At 42.3% G+C, this 20,590-nt stretch carries 19 protein-coding genes; 18 read left to right on the top strand and 1 reads right to left on the bottom strand.

Annotated elements, in window-relative coordinates; translation table 11 throughout:
- The first annotated feature begins 214 nt into the window (after positions 1 to 214).
- On the top strand, positions 215 to 979 hold the full coding sequence (locus G626_RS0101070; protein ID WP_022930945.1) for a flagellar filament outer layer protein FlaA: 765 nt from the start codon (positions 215 to 217) through the stop codon (positions 977 to 979).
- Positions 976 to 1,698 (top strand): flagellar filament outer layer protein FlaA, encoded by a 723-nt coding sequence (locus G626_RS0101065; RefSeq protein ID WP_022930944.1) that lies wholly within the window; start codon positions 976 to 978, stop codon positions 1,696 to 1,698. The genes G626_RS0101070 and G626_RS0101065 overlap by 4 nt, the downstream gene beginning before the upstream one ends.
- A gap of 146 nt (positions 1,699 to 1,844) precedes the next feature.
- On the opposite strand, the gene G626_RS0101060 is transcribed toward G626_RS0101065, so the two are convergent.
- Positions 1,845 to 2,576, bottom strand: coding sequence for a hypothetical protein (locus tag G626_RS0101060; RefSeq protein WP_022930943.1), 732 nt, complete (start codon positions 2,574 to 2,576; stop codon positions 1,845 to 1,847).
- Positions 2,577 to 2,738: 162 nt separating this feature from the next.
- Between G626_RS0101060 and mraZ the strand changes: the two genes are divergently transcribed.
- From mraZ to G626_RS0100980, 16 genes are all read left to right on the top strand, one after another.
- Positions 2,739 to 3,182, top strand: a complete 444-nt coding sequence (gene mraZ, locus G626_RS0101055; protein WP_022930941.1) for a division/cell wall cluster transcriptional repressor MraZ — start codon at positions 2,739 to 2,741, stop codon at positions 3,180 to 3,182.
- 30 nt (positions 3,183 to 3,212) lie between these two features.
- The gene (rsmH, locus tag G626_RS0101050; RefSeq protein ID WP_022930940.1) at positions 3,213 to 4,199 is read left to right on the top strand and encodes a 16S rRNA (cytosine(1402)-N(4))-methyltransferase RsmH; all 987 of its coding nucleotides are present in this window, start codon (positions 3,213 to 3,215) and stop codon (positions 4,197 to 4,199) included.
- 3 nt (positions 4,200 to 4,202) lie between these two features.
- Positions 4,203 to 4,505 carry a cell division protein FtsL gene (locus G626_RS0101045; protein ID WP_022930939.1) on the top strand — a complete coding sequence of 101 codons (303 nt, stop codon included), beginning with the start codon at positions 4,203 to 4,205 and terminating at the stop codon, positions 4,503 to 4,505.
- Entirely contained in the window at positions 4,505 to 5,968 is a 1,464-nt protein-coding gene (locus G626_RS0101040) for a UDP-N-acetylmuramoyl-tripeptide--D-alanyl-D-alanine ligase (protein WP_022930938.1), read from the top strand. The genes G626_RS0101045 and G626_RS0101040 overlap by 1 nt, the downstream gene beginning before the upstream one ends.
- Before the next feature lie 2 nt (positions 5,969 to 5,970).
- Positions 5,971 to 7,158 (top strand): FtsW/RodA/SpoVE family cell cycle protein, encoded by a 1,188-nt coding sequence (locus tag G626_RS0101035; protein ID WP_022930937.1) that lies wholly within the window; start codon positions 5,971 to 5,973, stop codon positions 7,156 to 7,158.
- 18 nt (positions 7,159 to 7,176) lie between these two features.
- Positions 7,177 to 8,022: a cell division protein FtsQ/DivIB gene (locus G626_RS0101030; RefSeq protein ID WP_022930936.1), complete on the top strand. Its 846-nt coding sequence runs from the start codon at positions 7,177 to 7,179 to the stop codon at positions 8,020 to 8,022.
- Between the two features lie 19 nt (positions 8,023 to 8,041).
- The gene (gene ftsA, locus G626_RS0101025) at positions 8,042 to 9,313 is read left to right on the top strand and encodes a cell division protein FtsA (RefSeq protein ID WP_022930935.1); all 1,272 of its coding nucleotides are present in this window, start codon (positions 8,042 to 8,044) and stop codon (positions 9,311 to 9,313) included.
- Between the two features lie 96 nt (positions 9,314 to 9,409).
- Positions 9,410 to 10,765: a cell division protein FtsZ gene (ftsZ, locus tag G626_RS0101020; protein WP_022930934.1), complete on the top strand. Its 1,356-nt coding sequence runs from the start codon at positions 9,410 to 9,412 to the stop codon at positions 10,763 to 10,765.
- 27 nt (positions 10,766 to 10,792) lie between these two features.
- Positions 10,793 to 11,680, top strand: coding sequence for a tyrosine recombinase (locus G626_RS0101015; protein ID WP_022930933.1), 888 nt, complete (start codon positions 10,793 to 10,795; stop codon positions 11,678 to 11,680).
- An 82-nt stretch (positions 11,681 to 11,762) separates the two neighbouring features.
- The gene (locus G626_RS0101010) at positions 11,763 to 12,482 is read left to right on the top strand and encodes a tetratricopeptide repeat protein (protein WP_022930932.1); all 720 of its coding nucleotides are present in this window, start codon (positions 11,763 to 11,765) and stop codon (positions 12,480 to 12,482) included.
- Complete coding sequence (gene dprA / locus G626_RS14915) at positions 12,463 to 13,518, top strand: DNA-processing protein DprA (protein ID WP_022930931.1); 1,056 nt, start codon at positions 12,463 to 12,465, stop codon at positions 13,516 to 13,518. Before G626_RS0101010 ends, dprA begins: the two co-directional genes overlap by 20 nt.
- Positions 13,519 to 13,542: 24 nt before the next feature.
- Positions 13,543 to 15,666 (top strand): type I DNA topoisomerase, encoded by a 2,124-nt coding sequence (topA, locus tag G626_RS0101000; RefSeq protein WP_022930930.1) that lies wholly within the window; start codon positions 13,543 to 13,545, stop codon positions 15,664 to 15,666.
- A 120-nt stretch (positions 15,667 to 15,786) separates the two neighbouring features.
- Positions 15,787 to 17,283, top strand: a complete 1,497-nt coding sequence (gene glpK, locus G626_RS0100995; RefSeq protein WP_022930929.1) for a glycerol kinase GlpK — start codon at positions 15,787 to 15,789, stop codon at positions 17,281 to 17,283.
- Positions 17,284 to 17,349: 66 nt separating this feature from the next.
- Positions 17,350 to 18,831, top strand: coding sequence for an NAD(P)/FAD-dependent oxidoreductase (locus G626_RS0100990; RefSeq protein WP_022930928.1), 1,482 nt, complete (start codon positions 17,350 to 17,352; stop codon positions 18,829 to 18,831).
- Between the two features lie 12 nt (positions 18,832 to 18,843).
- Positions 18,844 to 20,136 (top strand): NAD(P)/FAD-dependent oxidoreductase, encoded by a 1,293-nt coding sequence (locus G626_RS0100985; protein ID WP_022930927.1) that lies wholly within the window; start codon positions 18,844 to 18,846, stop codon positions 20,134 to 20,136.
- Entirely contained in the window at positions 20,133 to 20,552 is a 420-nt protein-coding gene (locus tag G626_RS0100980) for a DUF1667 domain-containing protein (protein ID WP_022930926.1), read from the top strand. Before G626_RS0100985 ends, G626_RS0100980 begins: the two co-directional genes overlap by 4 nt.
- The last annotated feature ends 38 nt before the right edge of the window (positions 20,553 to 20,590 follow it).

The raw sequence follows: 20,590 nt of genomic DNA, 5'->3' as shown, positions 1-20,590 counted from the left end.
TTATTTATTCAATAAGAATATAGATTGCTTCGCTTTGCTCGCAATGACGGGAGACTTCGCTCGCAATGACGTGGGGGAGAAAACCTAGAATTTCGTTTGACAAAGAATAATATAGGAAATATAATTGAAAGAGTTATAAAATTGACTTAGATTGCCGATATATTAAGAGTATCAATCTTTTTATCGGTTTGATAAAAGTTTCAAGGAGTTTTGCATGAAAAGGGAACTTAAAGTTCTTATTGGTCTTGCATGTCTGTTTGTAATAGGTTTGCCGGTATTTGCCCAGCCTAATTCACGCAGCATTGAGACATTTGTATTGGATGATTTTGATTCTGCCGGTTCGCAGAATTATATGTACAATGGAAAGCAGTACAGCTGGGATTGGGAAGTAGGTTCAAGCCGCTTTATTGCTGACGGTTATCCAAAAACCGGATATTTTGAAGGTGTTCCTAATTCTTTGAAACAACTTCACAAGGGTGAAGACAAGGAATTTAAGGTATTTGGCGTAAAAACTGCTTTTAAGCGCAAGGGAGACAACTGGTTTGAAGTTTATCCTACAGCAGATGGTAAATCATTTGAAATTCCTTTTGTAGGTATTGTTTCTCAGATGGATTTCTGGATTTGGGGAGCAGGTTATAACTACTACCTTGAAGTAATGGTTCGCGATGCTCTTGGAACTGTAAAAGTTCTTCCTGCAGGAAGTCTTTCATTCCATGGCTGGAAAAATATTATAGTTAATATTCCTGGCTGGATTCAGCAGTCTTCACATCTTCGATCAGGTCCTGAAAACCTCACATTTGTAGGATTCAGAATCCGTTCAGATGCTGAGGAATATGTAGATAACTTTGTAGTTTACTTTGATCAGATTAAATACACTTCAAATTCACTTTCTTTGATTTACGATGGCTATGAGTTGAATGATGTTGATTTCGGCGATAGTTCGGATTCAGATGAAGTTTCGGAGGCAGATGCAAAATGAAAAAGCTTGTAACTTTTAGTATTCTTGCTGTGCTCGCTGCTGGTTTGGTTTTTGCACAGAATTCAAGCCTTCAGGAGCCTAATCCTGAAAACGTAGGTGCCGATTCAGCTGAGTCTGCATTGCGCGAAGTTTCTGTAGATAAGTTTGAACGTGAAGGTTCATGGAACGTTCATATGTCTGCAGATGATGGTGTTATTACCAGCCGTCTTTTTGAAGGTAATCCTGCTATGAAGGAACCTCTTCCAGAAGATGAGGGTAAAGAAGATGAAGACCAGATGGTTCTTGGTGTAAGAGTAGATTTCTTCCGCCGTGGTAAGAACTCATTTACAATTAAATCAGGTCGTCCACTTGCAATTGAAGGAACAACAAAAACTCTTTCTGTATGGGTTTGTGGACGTAACCAGGATCACGAGTTGTATGCTCTTGTTCAGGATTATTTCGGACGTAACTTTGAGCTTTACATGGGAAGTCTTGGTTTCTCTGGATGGAAGAAGCTTATTTGTGTAGTTCCACCTAGTCCAGATGGAGAACATGGTATTGTTCAGAGTTCTGCATACTATGGTGATAAGCCAGGTCTTAAGATTCTTGGTTTCCGTGTAGATTGTAATCCAATGCAGGCTCGCGGTACATACTATATGTACTTTGATGACCTTCGTGCAGTTACAGACCTCTATGATATGGAAAACCACGACGAAGATGATATGGCTGATAACTGGTAGTAAAAGCCTTTAATCATGCAAAAGAAAGACCGTTCCAGATGGAACGGTCTTTTTTTTGTGGTTTCGATACGCCACTTCGTGGCTACTCAACCACCGGAGCCTGACTGTTTTGTGTGTACTTAACCAACGGTGGTTGAGTAGACGCGTCAGCGTTGTATCGAAACCACCTTGTAGTATTTTGAGCGGCCCCTTGTTTCTGTCTGTTCGATTAATCCGGCGTGGGAGAGTACCCATAAAATAAGATGTGCATTGGATGCGGCTCTTGTCGGAAGGTCTTTCTGATCACTGATTGCTTTTTTAAGGTCTGCGGCACTGAAAGACTGGGGTAATGGTGGCAGTAAAGAAAGGTAATCAGCTGGCTTTGAAAAACGTCTTGTATTAATGATTGTATCCAGTCTTTTTCCGGTTTTCTGCCAGTTGCGGCGGAAGCGGCGACGGCCGTTTTTTGATTGCACCGGTTGATCAGTCCGAATTCTTTCTTCAGTCATTTCTATTTCAACTACTTCAAGAGAAAAATGAGGATTTGTCAGCAGGGGATAAATGCCTGTAAGTTCCCGGAAAATGCTGTATATGCTTCCTTTTTTGGGACTTTTTCTCTTTGATATGATTTTTCCGTCATCATCTTTTAATTCTATTCTTGTTGTCAGCGGAACAGGGTGTACTAATTTTACATTGTGACCTTTCTCAATGGTGTCCAGAATCTTTGGAAGCAGTTTTGCAAGATTTTTTGTCTGGATTTCGATTATATTCCCATTTTTAGTGACAATATCATAAATATGTCCGTCCTGTTCCACTTCGGTCTGACCTTCGTAAAGTTCCTGATAAAGGATTTTCAGAGAATTGTGTAGTTTGCTTTCATTTAATGTGGAAAACGCCATATACAGTGTGTCAAAAAGTATAGTATTTAACCGTATAAGTAAAATTAAAAAAATCAAAAAATTTTTTCATTTATCGGTAAAAAAAAGCATTGACTTTAGGAATTTTTGGTATAAAATGGTAGTTAAGTGGGAAAAAGTGGTAAAAAGTGGTTGTAAGTGGGTATGAATCTGTTAACTGGTGAATACAATAATACGATTGATGAAAAGGGCCGTGTCTCGTTTCCTGTAAAATTGAGAACCGCCGTAAATCAAAACGTAGTTATGGTTACCAAGGGTTTAGATCGCTGCTTATGGCTTTTTACTACTGAAGAATGGGATGCTTTTCAAACCAAGCTTATGAGTAATGCATCTATGATGAAAAGCAGAAGCCTGAATGTTGTTCGTCATTTTATTGCACCAGCACAGCCGGTGGAATTTGACAAGAACGGCAGGCTTTCCATTCCTCAAAGTCTGAGGGAGTATGCGAATCTTTCAAAGGACTGTGTTGTTCTTGGAATTGCAAAGTATATGGAGCTTTGGGATTCACAGACTTATAAAGACTATCTTGCAGAATCGGAGAGTGATTTCCGTGATGCAGCTGAGGAATTTAACGACATTAATTTCTAAAAACTTTTTAAAATTAGGTGGGATTAAAAAGTGGAAATCGTACACACTCCGGTTTTATTAAATGAGTGTCTGGAATATCTTTCTCCTCTTGGAGAATCTTTTGAAGCAAATGCGCTGATGATTGATTCAACACTGGGTGAGGGTGGCCATACTTACAATTTTTTGAAAAAGTATCCGTCTCTTTCTGTAATTGGTCTTGATGCTGATAAGGTTATACAGGCCCGTGCCCGCGAGAGACTTGCTGAGTTTGGCGACCGAGTGCATTTTTACAACGGTTGGTTCCAGGATTTCTATGCAAATTATCCATCTGAATATGAGCGTCCGAATATAATTCTTTTTGATCTGGGTATTTCGGTTTTTCATTATGAAAAGTCTGAACGAGGTTTTTCTTTCCGTTATGACGAAAAACTGGATATGAGACTTAATTCATCTGAAGGTCAGTCAGCTGCCGATTTAGTTAATGATTTACCTGAAGAAAAACTTGCTGATTTAATCTATTTATATGGCGAAGAAAAATTAAGCCGTCGTATTGCACGCGCAATTGTAGAAGCCCGCAATGGTGGCTGTATTGAATCCTCTAAGGCTCTTGCAGAAATTATCTGGAATGCTGTGCCTGCAAATTACCGTTATGGTAATATTCATCCGGCAACCAGAACTTTCCAGGCTCTTCGCATTGCCGTAAACGGTGAACTTAAGCGACTTCCAAAAGCTCTTCACGATGCATTTGGTTGTCTTAAGGAAGGCGGCAAAATGGGAGTTATTACCTTTCATTCTCTGGAAGACCGCATTGTGAAAAATTATTTCCGCAATCTTGGTAAGCAGTGTGTTTGTCCTCCGGAAGTTGCAGTGTGCCGTTGCGGCGGTTCTGCCTGTGCTGAACTTATTACACGTAAGCCAATAGTACCAACAGCAGAAGAGGTTAAGGTTAATTCTCCTTCCCGTTCTGCAAAACTCAGGGTAATCAGAAAGATTAAGAATGATACAGAATATCATCTGGATGGAGTGACAGGTTTTTAATTTATGAAACGTGGATTTAAAGATTTTATTGTAAAATTTTTCTTCTGTGTATTTGTGCTTGCTATTCCTTTTGTGCTTTGCCTTTATGCAGCTCAGGCACGCCGTTATACAGCCCTTACTTCTGAGATTAAGGAGCTTGAACGCAAACAGGAACGCCTGATAGAGGAGAATAAAAAACTGGTAAGTGATATTGCAGTGCTTTCCAGTGCAGATAGAATTGAAAAGATTGCAGTGGAAGAACTTGGAATGCACAAGGCTGAAACTGAGGATATAGTGAGAGTTGAAATGACGGGAGAGAGAAAGTAATGGAAAGCCTGCTTACAAAAGAAGAGCTTTTAGCCGCAGTTAAGGGCAGACAGCTTGGCTCTGCTGATTGTTTATTTAACGACGTTCAGACAGATAGCCGCAATGTTTCTGCTGATAAGCCTTGTATGTTTGTTCCTCTTATGGGTGAGTTCCAGAATGGACATAAATATATTGAGGATGTTCTTGCTAAAAAGGCTTCTGTTATTTTGATTAATGAATCTGAATATGAAAGCAAGACTGAACATTATAATCAGCTTGCTGAAAAATATGCAGGCGTTTGTTTCCTTCTTGTTGAAAATACTCTCTATGCTTTGCAGGACGCCGCAGAAGCTTATGTTACTAAAAAATGCGGTAATATGATTCGCGTAAGCATTACTGGTTCAAGCGGAAAAACTACAACCAAAGAAATGATGGTAAGCGTTGCAAAAGCTCATTTTGGAACTGAAGCAGTTGCCTATACCTATGGAAATCTTAATTCAGAAACTGGACTTCCTCTGTCTGTGTTTAAGATTCGTGGTGATGAAAAGATTGGAATCTTTGAAATGGGAATGAACCGGGTAAATGAGATTGGTGAAATCTCTAAGGTTCTTAAATCCCGCTACGGAATCATTACAAATATCGGAACTGCACATATTGGAATTCTTGGAAGCCAGGAAAACATTGCCTGCGAAAAAAGAAAGTCTTTTGCTTATATTCCTGAGAATGGGGCTGCTGTTGTTGGCGCAGATGATCCTTTTGCAGATTTTTGTACAGAGGGAGTTCGTGGTAAAGTTGTAAAGTTTGGCCGCAATGTTCCGGCAGAAATCAGCGGAGTTTGTTTTGTAGAAGATAAAGGTCTTTTTGGTACAGACTTTGAACTCGACGGACTTTCTGTTCATCTTCCTCTTTCTGGAAGCTATAATTATCTGAACGCACTTTCTGTAATTGCCTGCGCAAAGCAAATTGGTATTCCGTCAAGCGATATTAAAAAGGGACTTGAGTCTGTTGCCTCTCTTGCCGGCCGTATGGAAGTAAAAGAGTGTAAGCTGACTAACGGTAAAAAAGTTGTTCTTATTAAAGACTGCTATAACGCTAACCTTGATTCAATGATGAAGGTAATTGATTTCTGTGGCCAGCTTAAGAATGTAGGAAAAAAGATTTTTGTTCTTGCTGATATGAAAGAGCTTGGCGCAGAATCTGCAAAATCTCATGAAGCAATTGGTCGTTGTATCTGCGAGGTTGGTCCTGAACTGGTTTATCTTGTTGGACCTGAAATGAAGGCAGCCGAAAAGTTTGCTGAGGCTAAAGATAATATCAGTGTAAAATGGTTTGAAGAATCAAATGATAAAAACTTTGAAGCTATTGCAGCAGATATTAATTTGCAGGCAGATGAAAATGATGTAATTTTATTAAAGGGTTCTCATTCTATGCAGCTTGAAAAACTTGTACCGCTTCTTTGTGGAAGTGAAGGGGAGGCTTGTTAAGAATGAACCAGTTTACTTTCTATGCGAATAAACCTTCGCAGAAATATAATAAAGTTGACATCTGGTTACTCGCTTCTATTCTTCTTTTATGGGGTTTGGGAATTTTTACACTTTATGTTTGTTCCCAGAACTTTGCACTTAGAGCATTCGGCGACCCAATTTATTTTGTAAAGAGACAGCTCTTGTGTTCTGCAGTAGGCTTTGTTCTTTTTGCAGGCTTTGCTGTTACAGATATGAAATATGTCAGAAAATTTGTGGGCTTAATTGTAATAGCAACCATAGTTTTATGTCTGCTTACTTTTATTCCTGGCATATCAATTACTAAAAATGGTGCCCGACGCTGGATCAGACTTCCAGGTAATTTTTCTTTCCAGCCGTCAGAGCTCGTTAAATTTGCACTTGTTCTTTTCCTTGCTAATTATTTTGATAAGCAGGATAAGCTTCTTGATCCGGAAGAAAAGACTGTATTCCCTTGTGTAATATTCCTTGTTGTGTTTGCCGGAATCGTATTTGCTCAAAAGGATTTTTCATCTGGTGTATTTATTATGCTGATTGGAATTCTTTTGTTCTTTGTTTCCGGAGCAAAGCTTTTGTGGATTTTCCCATTTGCACTTCTTGCAATTCCTGCTGGCTTTTTAATGATTACACTTAATCCTTATAGACTTCAGCGTCTTATTGGCTGGATTAGTCCGGATGATTTTAGTTCTACAATTAACTATCAGAGCCTTAATGCTAAAAGGGCAATAAGTGCCGGTGGTGTATGGGGAAGCGGTATTGGTGCCGGACTTTCTAAAATCAATAGTATTCCGGAAGTTCAGGCAGACTATATTTTTGCCGGCTGGGCAGAGGCTATGGGCTATATCGGTGTTGTGCTGTATTTTGTTCTTCTTGTTTATTTTGCATACAGAGGATATAAAGCAGCATTTAATAATCCGGATAAGTTCAGTTCCCTTGCAACCTTTGGCTGTGTTTCTGCAATTGTTCTGCAGTCACTTGTTAATACAATGGTTGTCTGCGGATTACTTCCGACAACAGGTATTAACCTTCCTTTCTTCTCTCTGGGAGGAACCTCAATTATTGTAACTCTCGCTATGTGCGGCTTTATTGTAAATGCTTCACGCTGCGAAAAAATAGATGAAAAAGTAACAGAAAATGACGAAATTAATATAGAGTCACTTTCTTACTTATAAAAAAGGTGGATAAAGAAAATGAGTGATGTGAGTTTGTTAGTAGCAGAAGAGTATCTTGAAAATGATTATTTTCTTTCAGAGGATATGGATTCAACCGCTGAAGGAAAAACAGAAAAGAAAATCAAATTTATCAAGACAATTTTCTGTGTACTTTGTTTTGCACTTTTGTGTGAACTGGTAATTTACAAGTATGTAATGCCTAGCTTCTCTAGCCCAAAGGTTACAGTAACCGGACAGAAGGACTATACTGCAGAAGAAATTGCGCGGCTTCTTCTTCCTATGAATTCAACAAGCTGGTTTGATTTTGATGTAGACCAGGCTGTAGCCATTCTTTCTTCTGAAGCAGGGATAGATCATGTAGTTGTAGAAAAAAGATTTCCGGATAAAATCTTTGTAAATGTTTCAGAACGCGAACCTGTTGCTGTTACTTTTGTAATGGATAAGGGCAGTACAAAGCCTGTTCAGATTGATAAAAACGGTGTGCTCTTTCCTGGAAAAAATAATCCTGCCGCAGAAGCTGTTCTTCCAATTGTTTCTGGCCTTCCTGTTGAATATATGTCAAAGGGAATGAGAATTCCTTCAAAATACAGACCACTTATTGATCAGATTTCAAAAATCAGCGAGCTTCCACAGCATTATTTTGCCAGCCTTTCAGAAATTTGTGTACTTCCTAAGGATTCAGGCAACTATGAGCTTGCACTTATTCCGTCACAGTCAAAAGTAAAAGTTCTTACCGACCGTGCCTTGAATGAAGACGCATTAAAGTATATGCTAGTAGTGCTTGATGTAGTAAATCAGATTGGAACTGATGAGGTTGCTGCTGTTGATTTGCGATATGGTTCTGTTTCCTACATCACAAGATAATTCAGAGGTTATTTAGAAAATGGCAGAAGGTAAAGTAGTCGGACTTGATATTGGTACAAGTATGATTCGTGTGGCAATTGGAGAGATAGATCCTGATACAGGAAATATCCGCATTGCCGGAACTGCATCAAGAAAATCAGCCGGACTTCGTAATGGTGTTATTGTAAATATTGAAGATGCCAAAAATGCCATCAAAGAAACTATAGATGCTGCAGAGCAGAATGCCGGAACAACTGTAGATTCTGTAATTACTGCAATCGGCGGTTCTCAGATTGAAAGCCAAAACTCACGCGGAACAGTACCTGTTTCAAGCGCAAATAAATCCACCAAAGAAATTTCACGTGCTGATGTTGAACGTGTAATTGAATGCGCTACTGCAATCAAGGTTCCTGATGACCGCGAAAAGCTTCATGTTATTCCACAGAATTATATAGTTGATGGAATTGGCGGAATTACAGACCCTATTCACAGAATGGGTACCCGCCTTGAAGCAGAGGTTCATATTGTAACTGCTGCTAAAACAATCATTCAGAATATCCGTTCATGCATTTCCCGTTCAGATTATATTCTCGACGGCGTTATGCTGAAAACTCTTGCACAGACTCAGTCGGTTTGCCATCAGGATGAAATGGAGCTTGGTTCCATTTTGATTGATATGGGTGCCGGTACAACTGATGTTCTTCTGCTTCTTAAGGGAGCTCCAATAGGAACTTTTTCAATCCCTGTAGGCGGAAATCTTGTTACAAATGATATTTCTGTAGTTGCAGGTATTTCTACTGCAGCCGCTGAAGAAATTAAGGTAAAAAGTGGTTGCTGCTGGGCAGAAGGAATTACACCGGAAAATGATTTTGATGTAGTTTTGCCTGGTGTTGGAGGACGTGCTCCAGAGGTAATGAAGCGTTCTCAGCTTACACAGATTATTCAGGCTCGTGTTGAGCAGATTTTTACAATGGTAAAGGTTGCTCTCAGAAAGAATACGGGCGATTCAATAAAAGAACTTTCAGGTAATATTATTCTTACTGGTGGCGGGGCTATGATGGAAGGTGTAATTGACCTTGCACAGAAAGTCTTCCACACTACATCTGTCAGACTTGGAGTTCCGGAAAGTCTTGGTGGTATAGAAGAGGATTACAGACGACCTGATTTTGCTACAGTTATTGGTCTTGTGCTTGCAAATAAATCTCTTGCAAGTGGAAAAGATAAAGGCCGAAGAGCAAAAGCCCGTCCTGTAAGAAAAGAAAAACAGAAGGGTGAGAGCGTTCTGAAAAAGATATTTAAATCCTTGTTCTGATGTTGTATAATTAAAACACTAAAATCACTTGAAAAAGTGTACGCTTGGGGAAGCGTTTTGAACTACCGCTGCTGCGGAGTTTGAGTGGGAGGAAATATGGGAAATCTTGGCATTTCAATTGTAGACGATGAGACTGGCTATGAGGCAGAAAACTCTGGCGGCAGCCCAACTGTAATTAAAGTTGTAGGCTGTGGTGGCGGCGGTTCTAACGCTGTAAACAGAATGATTTTCCGCGAACTCAGCAATGTAGACTTCATCGTTTTGAATACCGACTTACAGGCACTTGGCCGTTCACGTGCGCCAACTAAGCTTGCTATTGGTCAGAAGGTTACTAAAGGTCTTGGAGCCGGCGGTAAACCAGAAGTAGGCGAGCAGGCTGCAGAAGAAGATAAGGAACTTATCACAAATGAGCTTCGTGGTGCCGACATGGTATTTATTACTGCCGGTATGGGTGGTGGAACAGGAACTGGTTCTGCTCCTGTTGTTGCAAGAATTGCCAAGGAACTCGGATGTCTTACTGTAGCCGTTGTTACAACTCCTTTTGAATTTGAAGGAAATGTACGTATGCGTCAGGCTCAGGAAGGTCTTAAAAAACTTCATGAACAGGTTGACTCTCTCATTGTTATCCCTAACGAACAGCTTTTCAAAAATATTGATAAAAACCTTACTGTAAAAGAATCCTTCAGAAAGGCAGATGAAGTTCTCTGTCAGGGTGTAGAAGGTATTTCAAATATCATTACAAATCCTGGTGATGTAAATACTGACTTTGCTGATGTTAAAAACGCTATGGCAGGTCAGGGTAATGCAATCTTTGGAATTGGTATTGGTGAAGGTGAAAACCGTGCAACTGATGCTGCTTACAATGCAATTCATAACCCTATGCTTGAAAACTCAAGAATTGACGGTGCAAAAAATCTTCTTGTTAATATTTGTGCTTCAGAAGAAATTACTCTCAGCGAAGTTGGTGAAATCTGTAAGATTGTTTCTGCTTCTGCTGATAAAGACTATAATATGTTCTGGGGACAGGTTACTCAGCCAGAGCTCGAAGGAAAAATCAGCGTAACTGTAATTGCTACAGGCTTTGAAGATTCTGGAAAGGCTCTTGCTGCAGAGCCTGCAGAAGAAAAGGTAGAAACACCTGCAAAGCCTGAGGTTCATAGAGATGATACCTTCAGCCTTTCAGATATGAATAGTATTCTTCATACAGGTCAGACTTCTTCTGCTTCAAGTTCTGCATCTTCTTTTGCTGCTTCTCATTCTGTTTCTAAAGAGGCAGATTCTTCAGAAAAGAAGGGCTCTCTTGTTGCCGGAATATTTGATGAGGATAAGGCTTCTGCTGCTGCGGGAAGTTTTGTTCCTCCGGCCGGATTTGTTCCAGATTCTAATGATTTATCAAAACCTGCTATCTGGAATAAGAGCGAGTATAGCAGAACAATCAGACTGGACGACTAGTTTCTGCAGAAAAACTGCTGGCAGCCTATGACAATTGAAATACTGCTGAATCAGTTTTATACAGATTTACTTCTGGTAAAACGTGATTCAGAGCAGACGGCAATTACATATAAAATCTCGGCCGGTGAATTTTTGAACTGGCTTGTAAAAGAACGGATTAAATTAAAAGATGTTTCCGTTCAGAATTTATTGTATTATATTATAAAGAGAAAAGAAGAAGGTTGTTCTGAGCTTACAATTGCAAAGGATATTTCCGGCTTACGGGCTTTGGGCGAATATCTTGAGCGAAAGGGAATGTGGGATTCTAATGTTGCCCTGGAGCTTGATAAACCAAAGGCAGCCCGTAATCTTCCAAAGGTACTTTCTGTTGAGCAGATTGATGCACTTTTAGACAGTATTGATAAGACTACTTTAAGTGGAAAAAGGGATGATGCTCTGTTTGAGCTTGTTTATTCCTGCGGGCTTCGAATAAGTGAAGTTTGTACACTTAAGATTGCAAATCTTCATCTGGATGAAAGGCTTATACTTGTTCATGGAAAAGGTGATAAAGAAAGACTTGTTCCTTTTGGAGACAGGGCTTATGAAAAAATCATTTTGTACCTGAACGAGGTAAGACCGGAGCTTGTAAAAGGCCGCAATGTTGCTGAGCTCTTTGTGAATTACCGGGGCGAACCAATTTCGCGTAAAGGGGTCTGGAAACGCTTTCAGGAACTGGAGGCCTTGAGTGGGGTTGAAGCAAAGGTTCATACTTTAAGGCATTCCTTTGCTACACATTTACTGCAGGGTGGAGCGGATTTGCGTTCGGTACAGGAGTTGCTTGGACACAGTGATTTGAGTACGACTACAATTTACACTCATGTAACTGATAAGCAGCTCGAAGATGCACATGAGAAGTATTTTTCGATGCAGAATTAATAGAGTCATGCTGAACTTGTTTCAGCATCTATACAAAAGATTCCGAAACAAGTTCGGAATGACAGTTCATAGGAGCTAAAAAATGAAGAAAGTTCTTCTTATAGTTTTATTAGCGGTTGTCTCATTGACCTCATGTAAAGTTTCTAACAAACAGATAATCCGTCAGCAGCATCTGGAAGAAGGTGTAGAAAGCCCTACAACTGTAGAAGAACTAAAAGATGCCATAGAAAAATATCAGAAAAGAGTAGCCGATATTCAGCTGGCTCAGAGTCAGATTGGAATCTGGTATAAAATCCTTGGAACCCGATATTTAGATCAGAAAATGTATGGTGAGGCTCTGAAATGCTTTCAGCAGGCTTTACAGTATTATCCGAATAATCAGAATCTTTATTATTATGTTGGCGTTTGTGCCGGCTATATGTCGCATGCTGCAATGGATTTTGGTGGCAGTGGCAGTACAGAAGTAAAATATAATTACCTTAAACTTGCAGAAGAAGCATATCTTCGTGCAATTGAAATTGAAGACCGCTATGTTCGTGCTCTCTACGGACTTGGCGTTCTTTATGTATTTGAACTTGATGAGCCGGCAAAGGCAATTCCACACCTTGAAAAAGCTCTCACAATAGATACTAAAAACATTGATGCTATGTTTGTTTTAGCCCGGGCATATTATTCAAATTATGAATTTGACAAATCTGCCCAAATGTATGATAAAATAATAAATACCACTAAATCCGCCGAGAAAAAAGCAACCGCAGAGGAGAACAAGAAAACAGTTTTAGATGCAGCATATACTAACTGATGAAACTGAAGAAACTCTGGTTTTAACCCTTTCTGTAGCAAGAATTCCCTTTTTGGACTTCAATCAGAAAATAAAATTGCTAAAAAATCTTGACAACCCGCAATCCCTTGCATTACAGTCTATAGAAGACATTTATAAATTATTGCAATGTCAGAAGGTAAGTAAGGCTTACTGGAATGGCAGCGATAATCTGCGAATGGCAAAGGCCGAAGCGTTTCAGTGTAAAAGACTTGGAATAAAGATTCTTTTATATGACAATCCGCTCTATCCTGAGGCCCTGAAACAGATAGCAGATCCGCCTTTTCTTTTATTTGTCAGGGGAAATGAAAATCTGCTTAGCGGTCGCTGTCTTTCTGTTGTAGGAACAAGAAGGCTGAGTACTGCGGGGCGGGAGGCTGCAAAGTCTTTTGCCTACGATGCGGTTATGGACGGCTGTAATGTTGTAAGCGGGCTTGCTTACGGGGCAGATGCCTGTGCTCATCAGGGAGCGCTAAATGCGTATTATGACCATGCGTCGTCTGCAGAGGTTGCCCGGACAATTGCAGTTTTGCCTTGTGCAATAGACGAAATAGTGCCTTATCAGAACAAGAGACTGGCGGCACAGATTCTGCAAAGCGGGGGCTGTCTGGTAAGCGAATATGCTCCGGGAACGCCGACTCAGAAGCGGAACTTTGTTGCGCGAAACCGTATAGTTGCCGGTATGTCTGAGGCTACTGTTGTGATTGAGGCACCAAACGGAAGCGGGGCTTTAATAACTGCAGACTTTGCATTAGAAGAAGGCCGGGATGTATTTTTTCATCAGGTGGCTTTTGGAGCGGCAGCAGAAAGCATTTCGCAGACTGTAAAAAGCGGACTTGAAAAAGATTTTGCTGCTGGCAGGGTGTCTAAGTTTAAACTGGAAAATTGTCCGGAACGCTTTTTGAAAGAAGGAGCTCCGGTAATTAAAGATTATAAAGATTTTTGCGTGGCTCTGACAGAAATGCCGGGTATGCGCAGTACAGGTCCCATACAAGGGGAACTGTTCACAGAAATATAAAGACTTTTTGGAAAGGATTTTGAAATGGCTAAGAAGACAAAAACTCCGCAGACTCTTGTTATCGTAGAGTCTCCGACAAAGGCACACACAATCGAGAAGTATCTTGGACCAGGTTATGTGGTTCGTGCTTCGGTTGGACACCTTATAGACCTGCCTAAGTCGCGCATGGCAATCGATATTGAAAACGGATTCCAGCCAGAATACATTACGGTTCGTGGAAAGGCGAAATTACTAAAAGAACTCCAGAAGGAAGCAAAAAAATCAGAAGCTGTCCTTCTCGCATCCGATAACGACCGCGAAGGAGAGGCAATTGCCTGGCACCTTAACCGTGCTTTGCGCGATAAAACTGATGCAAAAATCAGCCGAATCGTATTCAACGAAATTACACCTACTGCAATTACAGAGGCTGTAAAGCACCCTGGCGAAATTGTAGAGGCTAAGGTTAATGCCCAGAAGGCCCGCCGTGTTCTCGACCGCCTTGTAGGTTATAACTTGAGCCCGCTTTTGTGGGTAAAGGTAAAGAACGGTCTTTCAGCTGGTCGTGTACAGTCGGTAGCATTGCGCCTTATCTGTGAGCGCGAAAAAGAAGTTGAAGACTTTTTGCCTGAGGAATACTGGTCTCTTGATGCAGACTTTATTAAGGGTAAATCAAACTTTACTGCCCAGCTTGTAAAATATAAGGGGGAGGCCCCTGAGCTTAAATCTGAAGACGCTGTAAAAGATATCATAGAGAAAATCAAGAATTCTGAAAGCAAGGTTTCTTCAATCAAGAAGACAGAAAAAACTGTTCGCCCAAAACCTCCTTTTACAACTTCAAAACTTCAGCAGGCAGCCGCAAACAAGCTTGGCTTTACTTCCCGCAAAACCATGCAGATTGCACAGCAGCTTTATGAAGGTATTCAGATTGGTGAAAATCACGTGGGTCTTATAACTTACATGCGTACCGACTCTGTCCGCATTTCTGAAACTGCTCTTGCTGATGTTCGCGAATGGCTTTCAAAAAATCATCCTGCAGAATTGCCTCCTGAACCTATTCATTATGCCGTTGGTAAATCAGCACAGGATGCTCATGAAGGTATCCGTCCTACATATACATCATATACCCCTGAGAGCGTAAAGGAATATCTTTCGCATGATCAATTCCGTCTTTACTCAATTATCTGGGAGCGCTTTGTTTCTTCTCAGATGAACAACGCAAAGATGGTAACTACATCAGTTGAAATTGAAGCTGGTGATGCACTCTTCCGTGTCGCTGCAAGTAAGATTGCAGAGAAGGGCTTTTATCAGGTAATCAAGCTGCTTTCTTCAAAAGAGGAAAAATCTTCTAGCCTGCCGACTATGAAAGAAGGCGAGGTTCTTACTGTAGATAACTTCCATCCGGAGCAGCACTTTACTCAGGGACCTGCCCGCTATACCGATGCGTCGATTGTCCGCATGCTGGAAGAAAAGGGAATTGGCCGCCCTTCAACTTATGCCACAATCATTTCTGTATTGCTGGACCGCTATTACGTAACCCGCAGTAACAAGCAGCTGGTTCCAACTCAGCTTGGAAAAATGATTAATAAGATTCTTGTTGAATCATTCCCTGCTGTTATTAATGAAGAGTTTACTGCCAAGGTTGAAAATGAACTTGACCAGGTAGAAGAAGATAAGTTAGTTTGGAATAACATTATTTCTGATTTCTATGGTCCATTTAAGCAGACTGTTGATAACGTAATGGAGCATCAGGAAAGTATTAAGGGCTTCCTTGATGAGCAGACTGATAAGGTTTGTGAGCTTTGCGGTAAGCCTATGGTAAAAAAGCTTGGCCGCTTTGGTTTCTTCCTTGCCTGTTCAGGCTTCCCTGAGTGTCATAATACTAAGTCTATTCCACTTGCTAAGTGTCCTGTTTGTGGCGACGGTGAAATCGTTGAGCGCAAGACTAAGGGCCGCGGTAAGGCTTTCTACGGCTGTACAAATTATCCAACCTGTACTTTCATCAGTCACTTTAAGCCTATTGACCAGTACTGTCCTAAGTGCGGCTGGTTCCTTGTTGAAAAGTTCGACAAGAAGAACGGGGCTTACAAGTCTTGTATCAATCCGGATTGTGATTACTTGCACACTAGCGGTGAAGAGGCTGCGGTGATGCCGGCTGAAGGCGAAGAGTAGCCGAAAGAGTTCAGAGGCAAGCTGTGCTTGCCGACTTGCTAAAAAAAACGACGTGTTACTTGAAGTGCACGTCGTTTTTTTTATTTGCTTTCTAGTGATAGTAATGCTATCATAAGAGGTATGGAAAATAAGAAAAAATATGTGATTTCGCTTGATGAGGGCACGACCTCTTGCCGTGCTGTTGTTTATGATAAAAACGGTTCGCCGCTTGGTTCTAAGCAGCGCGAGTTTAATCAGATATATCCGCATCCGGGCTGGGTTGAGCACGATGCTGAAGAGATTTTTAAGTGCCAGCTTAAGGTGCTTCAGAGTCTTTTAATCGAAAAGGAAATCAGGCATGACGAGATTGCCGCCATTGGAATTACCAATCAGCGTGAGACAGTTGTAATCTGGGATAAGAAAACCGGAAAGCCTGTTTACAATGCTGTGGTCTGGCAGTGTCGTCGTACGGCCGATTACTGCGAAAAACTGATGGCTGAAGGCTGGACTGATAAAATCCGCGAGAAAACCGGACTTCTCATTGATGCATATTTTTCTGGTACAAAAATCAAATGGATATTGGACAATGTTCCTGGCGTTCGTGAACGTGCTGAACGTGGTGAGCTTCTTGCGGGTACTATTGATAGCTGGCTTATCTGGAAGCTTAGTGGAGGGCGGGCCCATGTAACCGATTACACCAATGCCAGCCGCACTATGCTTTTTAATATTTATAAACTGGATTGGGATGATGAACTTTTGAACTTGCTGGGGATTCCGCGAAGTCTTTTGCCTGAGGTTCGTGATTCTTCCTGTATTTACGCTGAGACTGATTCTGAGATTTGCGGCTTTAGCGTTCCTCTTGCTTCGGCTGTTGGCGACCAGCAGGCAGCGCTTTTTGGTCAGGGCTGCTTTAATAAGGGTGATGCAAAGAATACTTACGGTACCGGCTGCTTTATGCTTATGAATACAGGTGATAAGCCGGTTGCCTCTAAGCAGCTGCTTACGACTATTGCCCTTGGAATGAAGGGCAAGGTTGAGTATGCGCTTGAAGGTAGTGTCTTTATTGGTGGCGCTGTAATTAAGTGGCTGCGTGATGAGCTGGAACTGATTTCGAGTGCGCCGGAGATTGATAAGCTTGCTGAGAGCGTGCCTGATTCTAACGGCTGTTATCTGGTTCCGGCCTTTGTTGGCTTAGGTACACCTTACTGGGATATGTATGCCCGCGGAACAATTGTTGGTCTTACCCGTGGTGTAAAAAAGGCTCATATCTGTCGTGCCGCTCTTGAGGGAATTGCTTATGAGGTGCGCGACGTTCTGGATACTATGGTTGCTGATTCCGGCACTCCAATTAATACACTGAATGTAGACGGCGGTGCCTGTGTAAGCAATATCATGATGCAGTTTCAGGCTGATATTTTGAATACTAATGTTTGCCGACCTAAGAACGTTGAGACTACAGCGCTTGGGGCTGCTTACCTTGCGGGGCTGGCTGTGGACTTCTGGTCTAGTAAAGAAGAAATTTTACAGCGTCGCGAAACTGAAAGACTTTTTGAGCCTGCTATGAGCGACGGCCAGCGCGACGAACTTTATGCCGGCTGGAAGAAGGCGGTGGAAAAGGCTAAGGGCTGGGCTGAGTAGGAAATCGGTGGTTGAGTGCTTCGCGAAGCGAAGTGTATCGAAACCACCGGAACTTGTGAGGTGTTTATGATTTACGATGTAGCGATAATTGGCGGGGGCATTGTGGGCGCTTGTATTGCCCGAGAGCTCTCAAAATATAAAGGTCACTTCTGTATTATTGAGAAGGCGGATGATGTTGCCTGCGGAACATCTAAGGCCAACTCGGGAATTGTTCATGCGGGCTTTGATGCTAAGCCTGGCACTCTGATGGCTAAGCTCAATGTTGAAGGTGCTGCAATGTACCCGGAGCTGGCAAAGGCGCTTCATTTTGATTATAAGAATAACGGCTCTCTGGTTATTGCTTTTAATGAAGATGATATGGAGCATGTCCAAAAGCTTTACGAGCGTGGCCAGGCTAATGGTGTGCCTGCACTTAGAGTGATTGATGGAGAAGAGCTTCATAAGCTTGAGCCGAGTGTGAACGAGGAAGCCTGCGGTGCCCTGCTTGCAGAGTCTGCCGGAATTGTGAGTCCATATATGGCAACCTGGGCTTTTGCGGAAAATGCTGTAATGAATGGAGTAAAGCTCTTCAGGGAAACAGAAGTTCATGGAATAGAAAAGAATGAAGTTTCTGGCGGGGCAGAAAGTGGCGCCGGACTTTTTACAATTCATACAGGAAAATGCGACATACAGGCAAAGTGCGTGGTAAATGCAGCGGGCCTTTATGCAGATCAGATTTCTGCAATGGCAGGGGCAAGAGATTTTGTAATCAAGCCTCGTCGCGGTGAATACTATCTGCTGGATAATAAATGCGCAGGCCTCGCAAGCCATACACTTTTCCAGACTCCGGACAAAATGGGTAAGGGCGTCTTAGTTACACCTACCGTGGACGGAAATATTCTTTCTGGTCCTACAGCTGCCGATGGAGACGACAAAACTGCAACAGAAACCACGGCCAGCGGCCAGGACGAGGTTTTCATAAAATCTGGAAAAACTATTCCGGATATTCCTCGCCGCAATATAATCAACTCTTTTGCGGGTGTTCGTGCCCTTGCTTATAATGCGGACGGTTCACCGGTAAATGATTTTATTATTGAAGAAGATGCCTCTGTGAAGGGCTTTGTGAATGTTGGGGGAATCTGTTCGCCGGGACTAACAGCTGCCCCTGCAATTGGAGTATATGTTGCCGATATCATTGAAAAAATCCGTGGTGCTGCGTGGGAGAAGAATCCTGATTTCGTTGGCGTTCGTAAGGGAATTGAATCCTTTAAGGATGCAGATGATGAACGCCGTGCCCAGCTGATTGAAGAAAATCCTTTGTATGGTCGAATAATCTGCCGATGCGAAATGATTACCGAGGGCGAGATTGTTGCGGCAATTAAGTCTCCGGTTGGGGCTGTGGATCTTGATGGAGTAAAGCGCCGAACAAGGGCTGGTATGGGACGCTGTCAGAGCGGTTTCTGTTCTCCACGCGTTACAGAGATTTTGAGCCGCGAGCTTGGCATTCCTATGACAGATGTTAGAAAGAACGGCGGCTGTTCATACATTTTGACAGGCAAGACACGCTAGGGAGGGCAGAGTATGGAACTGAAATATGACATTGTTGTAATAGGCGGCGGCCCTGCCGGAATGGCGGCGGCAATTGCGGCAAAAAAAGCTGGAAGTGACAGCATTCTGATTTTAGAGCGTGATACGAGAATTGGCGGAATCCTCTTGCAGTGTATTCATAACGGTTTTGGACTTCACTATTTTGGTGAAGAACTGACTGGTCCTGAATATGCGGCCCGCTTTTCTGATGAAGTAAATCAGCTTGGAATTGAATATAAAACTGACACCATGGTGCTTGAGGTTGAAAAGGAAAGTTCTGAGGGGCAGGGACATACTGTTACCGCAATCAACACTGTGGACGGCCTTATGCACATTAAGGCTAAGGCTGTTGTGCTGGCTACCGGTTGTCGTGAAAGAACCCGCGGTGCCTTGATTATTCCAGGAACACGTCCTGCAGGTATTTTTACTGCGGGTGCGGCTCAGCGCTTTGTAAACATAGACGGTTATATGCCCGGCCGCAAGGTTGTAATTCTTGGCTCCGGTGATATCGGACTGATTATGGCCCGCCGTCTGACCTTGGAAGGTGCCGAGGTTAAGCTTGTCTGCGAGGTTATGCCTTTCAGTTCGGGCCTGCGACGAAATATTGTTCAGTGTGTTGAAAACTTTAATATTCCATTGAAGTTCAGCCACACGATTGTAAAGATTCACGGAAAGGAGCGGGTAGAGGGAGTTACTGTTGCGGCAGTGGACACTAACCGTAAGCCGATTCCCGGAACCGAAGAGTTTATTGAATGCGATACTCTGCTGCTTTCTGTTGGTCTTATTCCAGAGAACGAAATTGCAAGCGGCTGTAAAATTGCAATTGATTCTGCAACCAGCGGCCCTGTTGTAAATGAGCATATGCAGTCTTCTGTACCGGGTATTTTTGCCTGCGGAAATACAGTTCATGTTCACGACCTGGTAGACTTTGTAACTGCAGAAAGTCTTCGCGCCGGAGAAAATGCTGCAAAATACGTTCAGGGAAAAATCACTGCGAGCGGAGAAAAAATAATCCTTCGCCCTGGAAACCGCGTACGCTACACAGTGCCTCAGTATATTGAGTCTCGCGAGCAGGATGGAAATGTGTCTATTATGTTCCGCGTAACAGATGTTTATAAGGATGTTTACGTGGAAGTTTCGAGCGGCAATGAAGTGTTGAAATCAATCAGAAAAAAAGTTGTTCGTCCGGGCGAAATGCAGGTGATTGAACTTGCCCCTAATCAGATAGAAAGCGCCGGTGGCGACATCACTGTTTCAATCCAGCTTCCACAGGAGGTAGCAGAATGATGGAAAATACAAATCAGACATCAGGCGAAATCCGCCGCGAAAAAATCCCTCTTACCTGTATAATCTGCCCTATGGGCTGTTCTATGGAAGTAGAAGTTGAAACTGACGCAGGCGGCCACAAAAAAGTTCTTTCCGTAAAAGACAACGGCTGCAAACGCGGCGAACAGTATGCCGCCAAGGAACTGCAGAACCCGACTCGTACACTCACTACGACAATAAAAGTCGAGGGCGGAGACTTGCCGGTTGTGCCAGTAAAAACCGCGGGCGAAGTGCCTAAGACAAGCCTGCTCCAATGCATGGAAGTTGTACGCCGTGCCAGCTGCAAGGCCCCGGTAAAGCGTGGCGACATTCTTTTGTACGACCTGCTTGGAACCGGCATCAACGTAATTGCCTGCGCGGATGTGGAAAAAGTGTAATAACTGCCGTTTGTCGCAATTTCTGCCGATAATCATAG

This window comes from Treponema bryantii NK4A124, assembly GCF_000421345.1.
GTDB lineage: Bacteria > Spirochaetota > Spirochaetia > Treponematales > Treponemataceae > Treponema_D > Treponema_D bryantii_B.
Note: the sequence above shows the minus strand (reverse complement) of the source record. Positions and strands in the feature narration are given on the sequence as shown.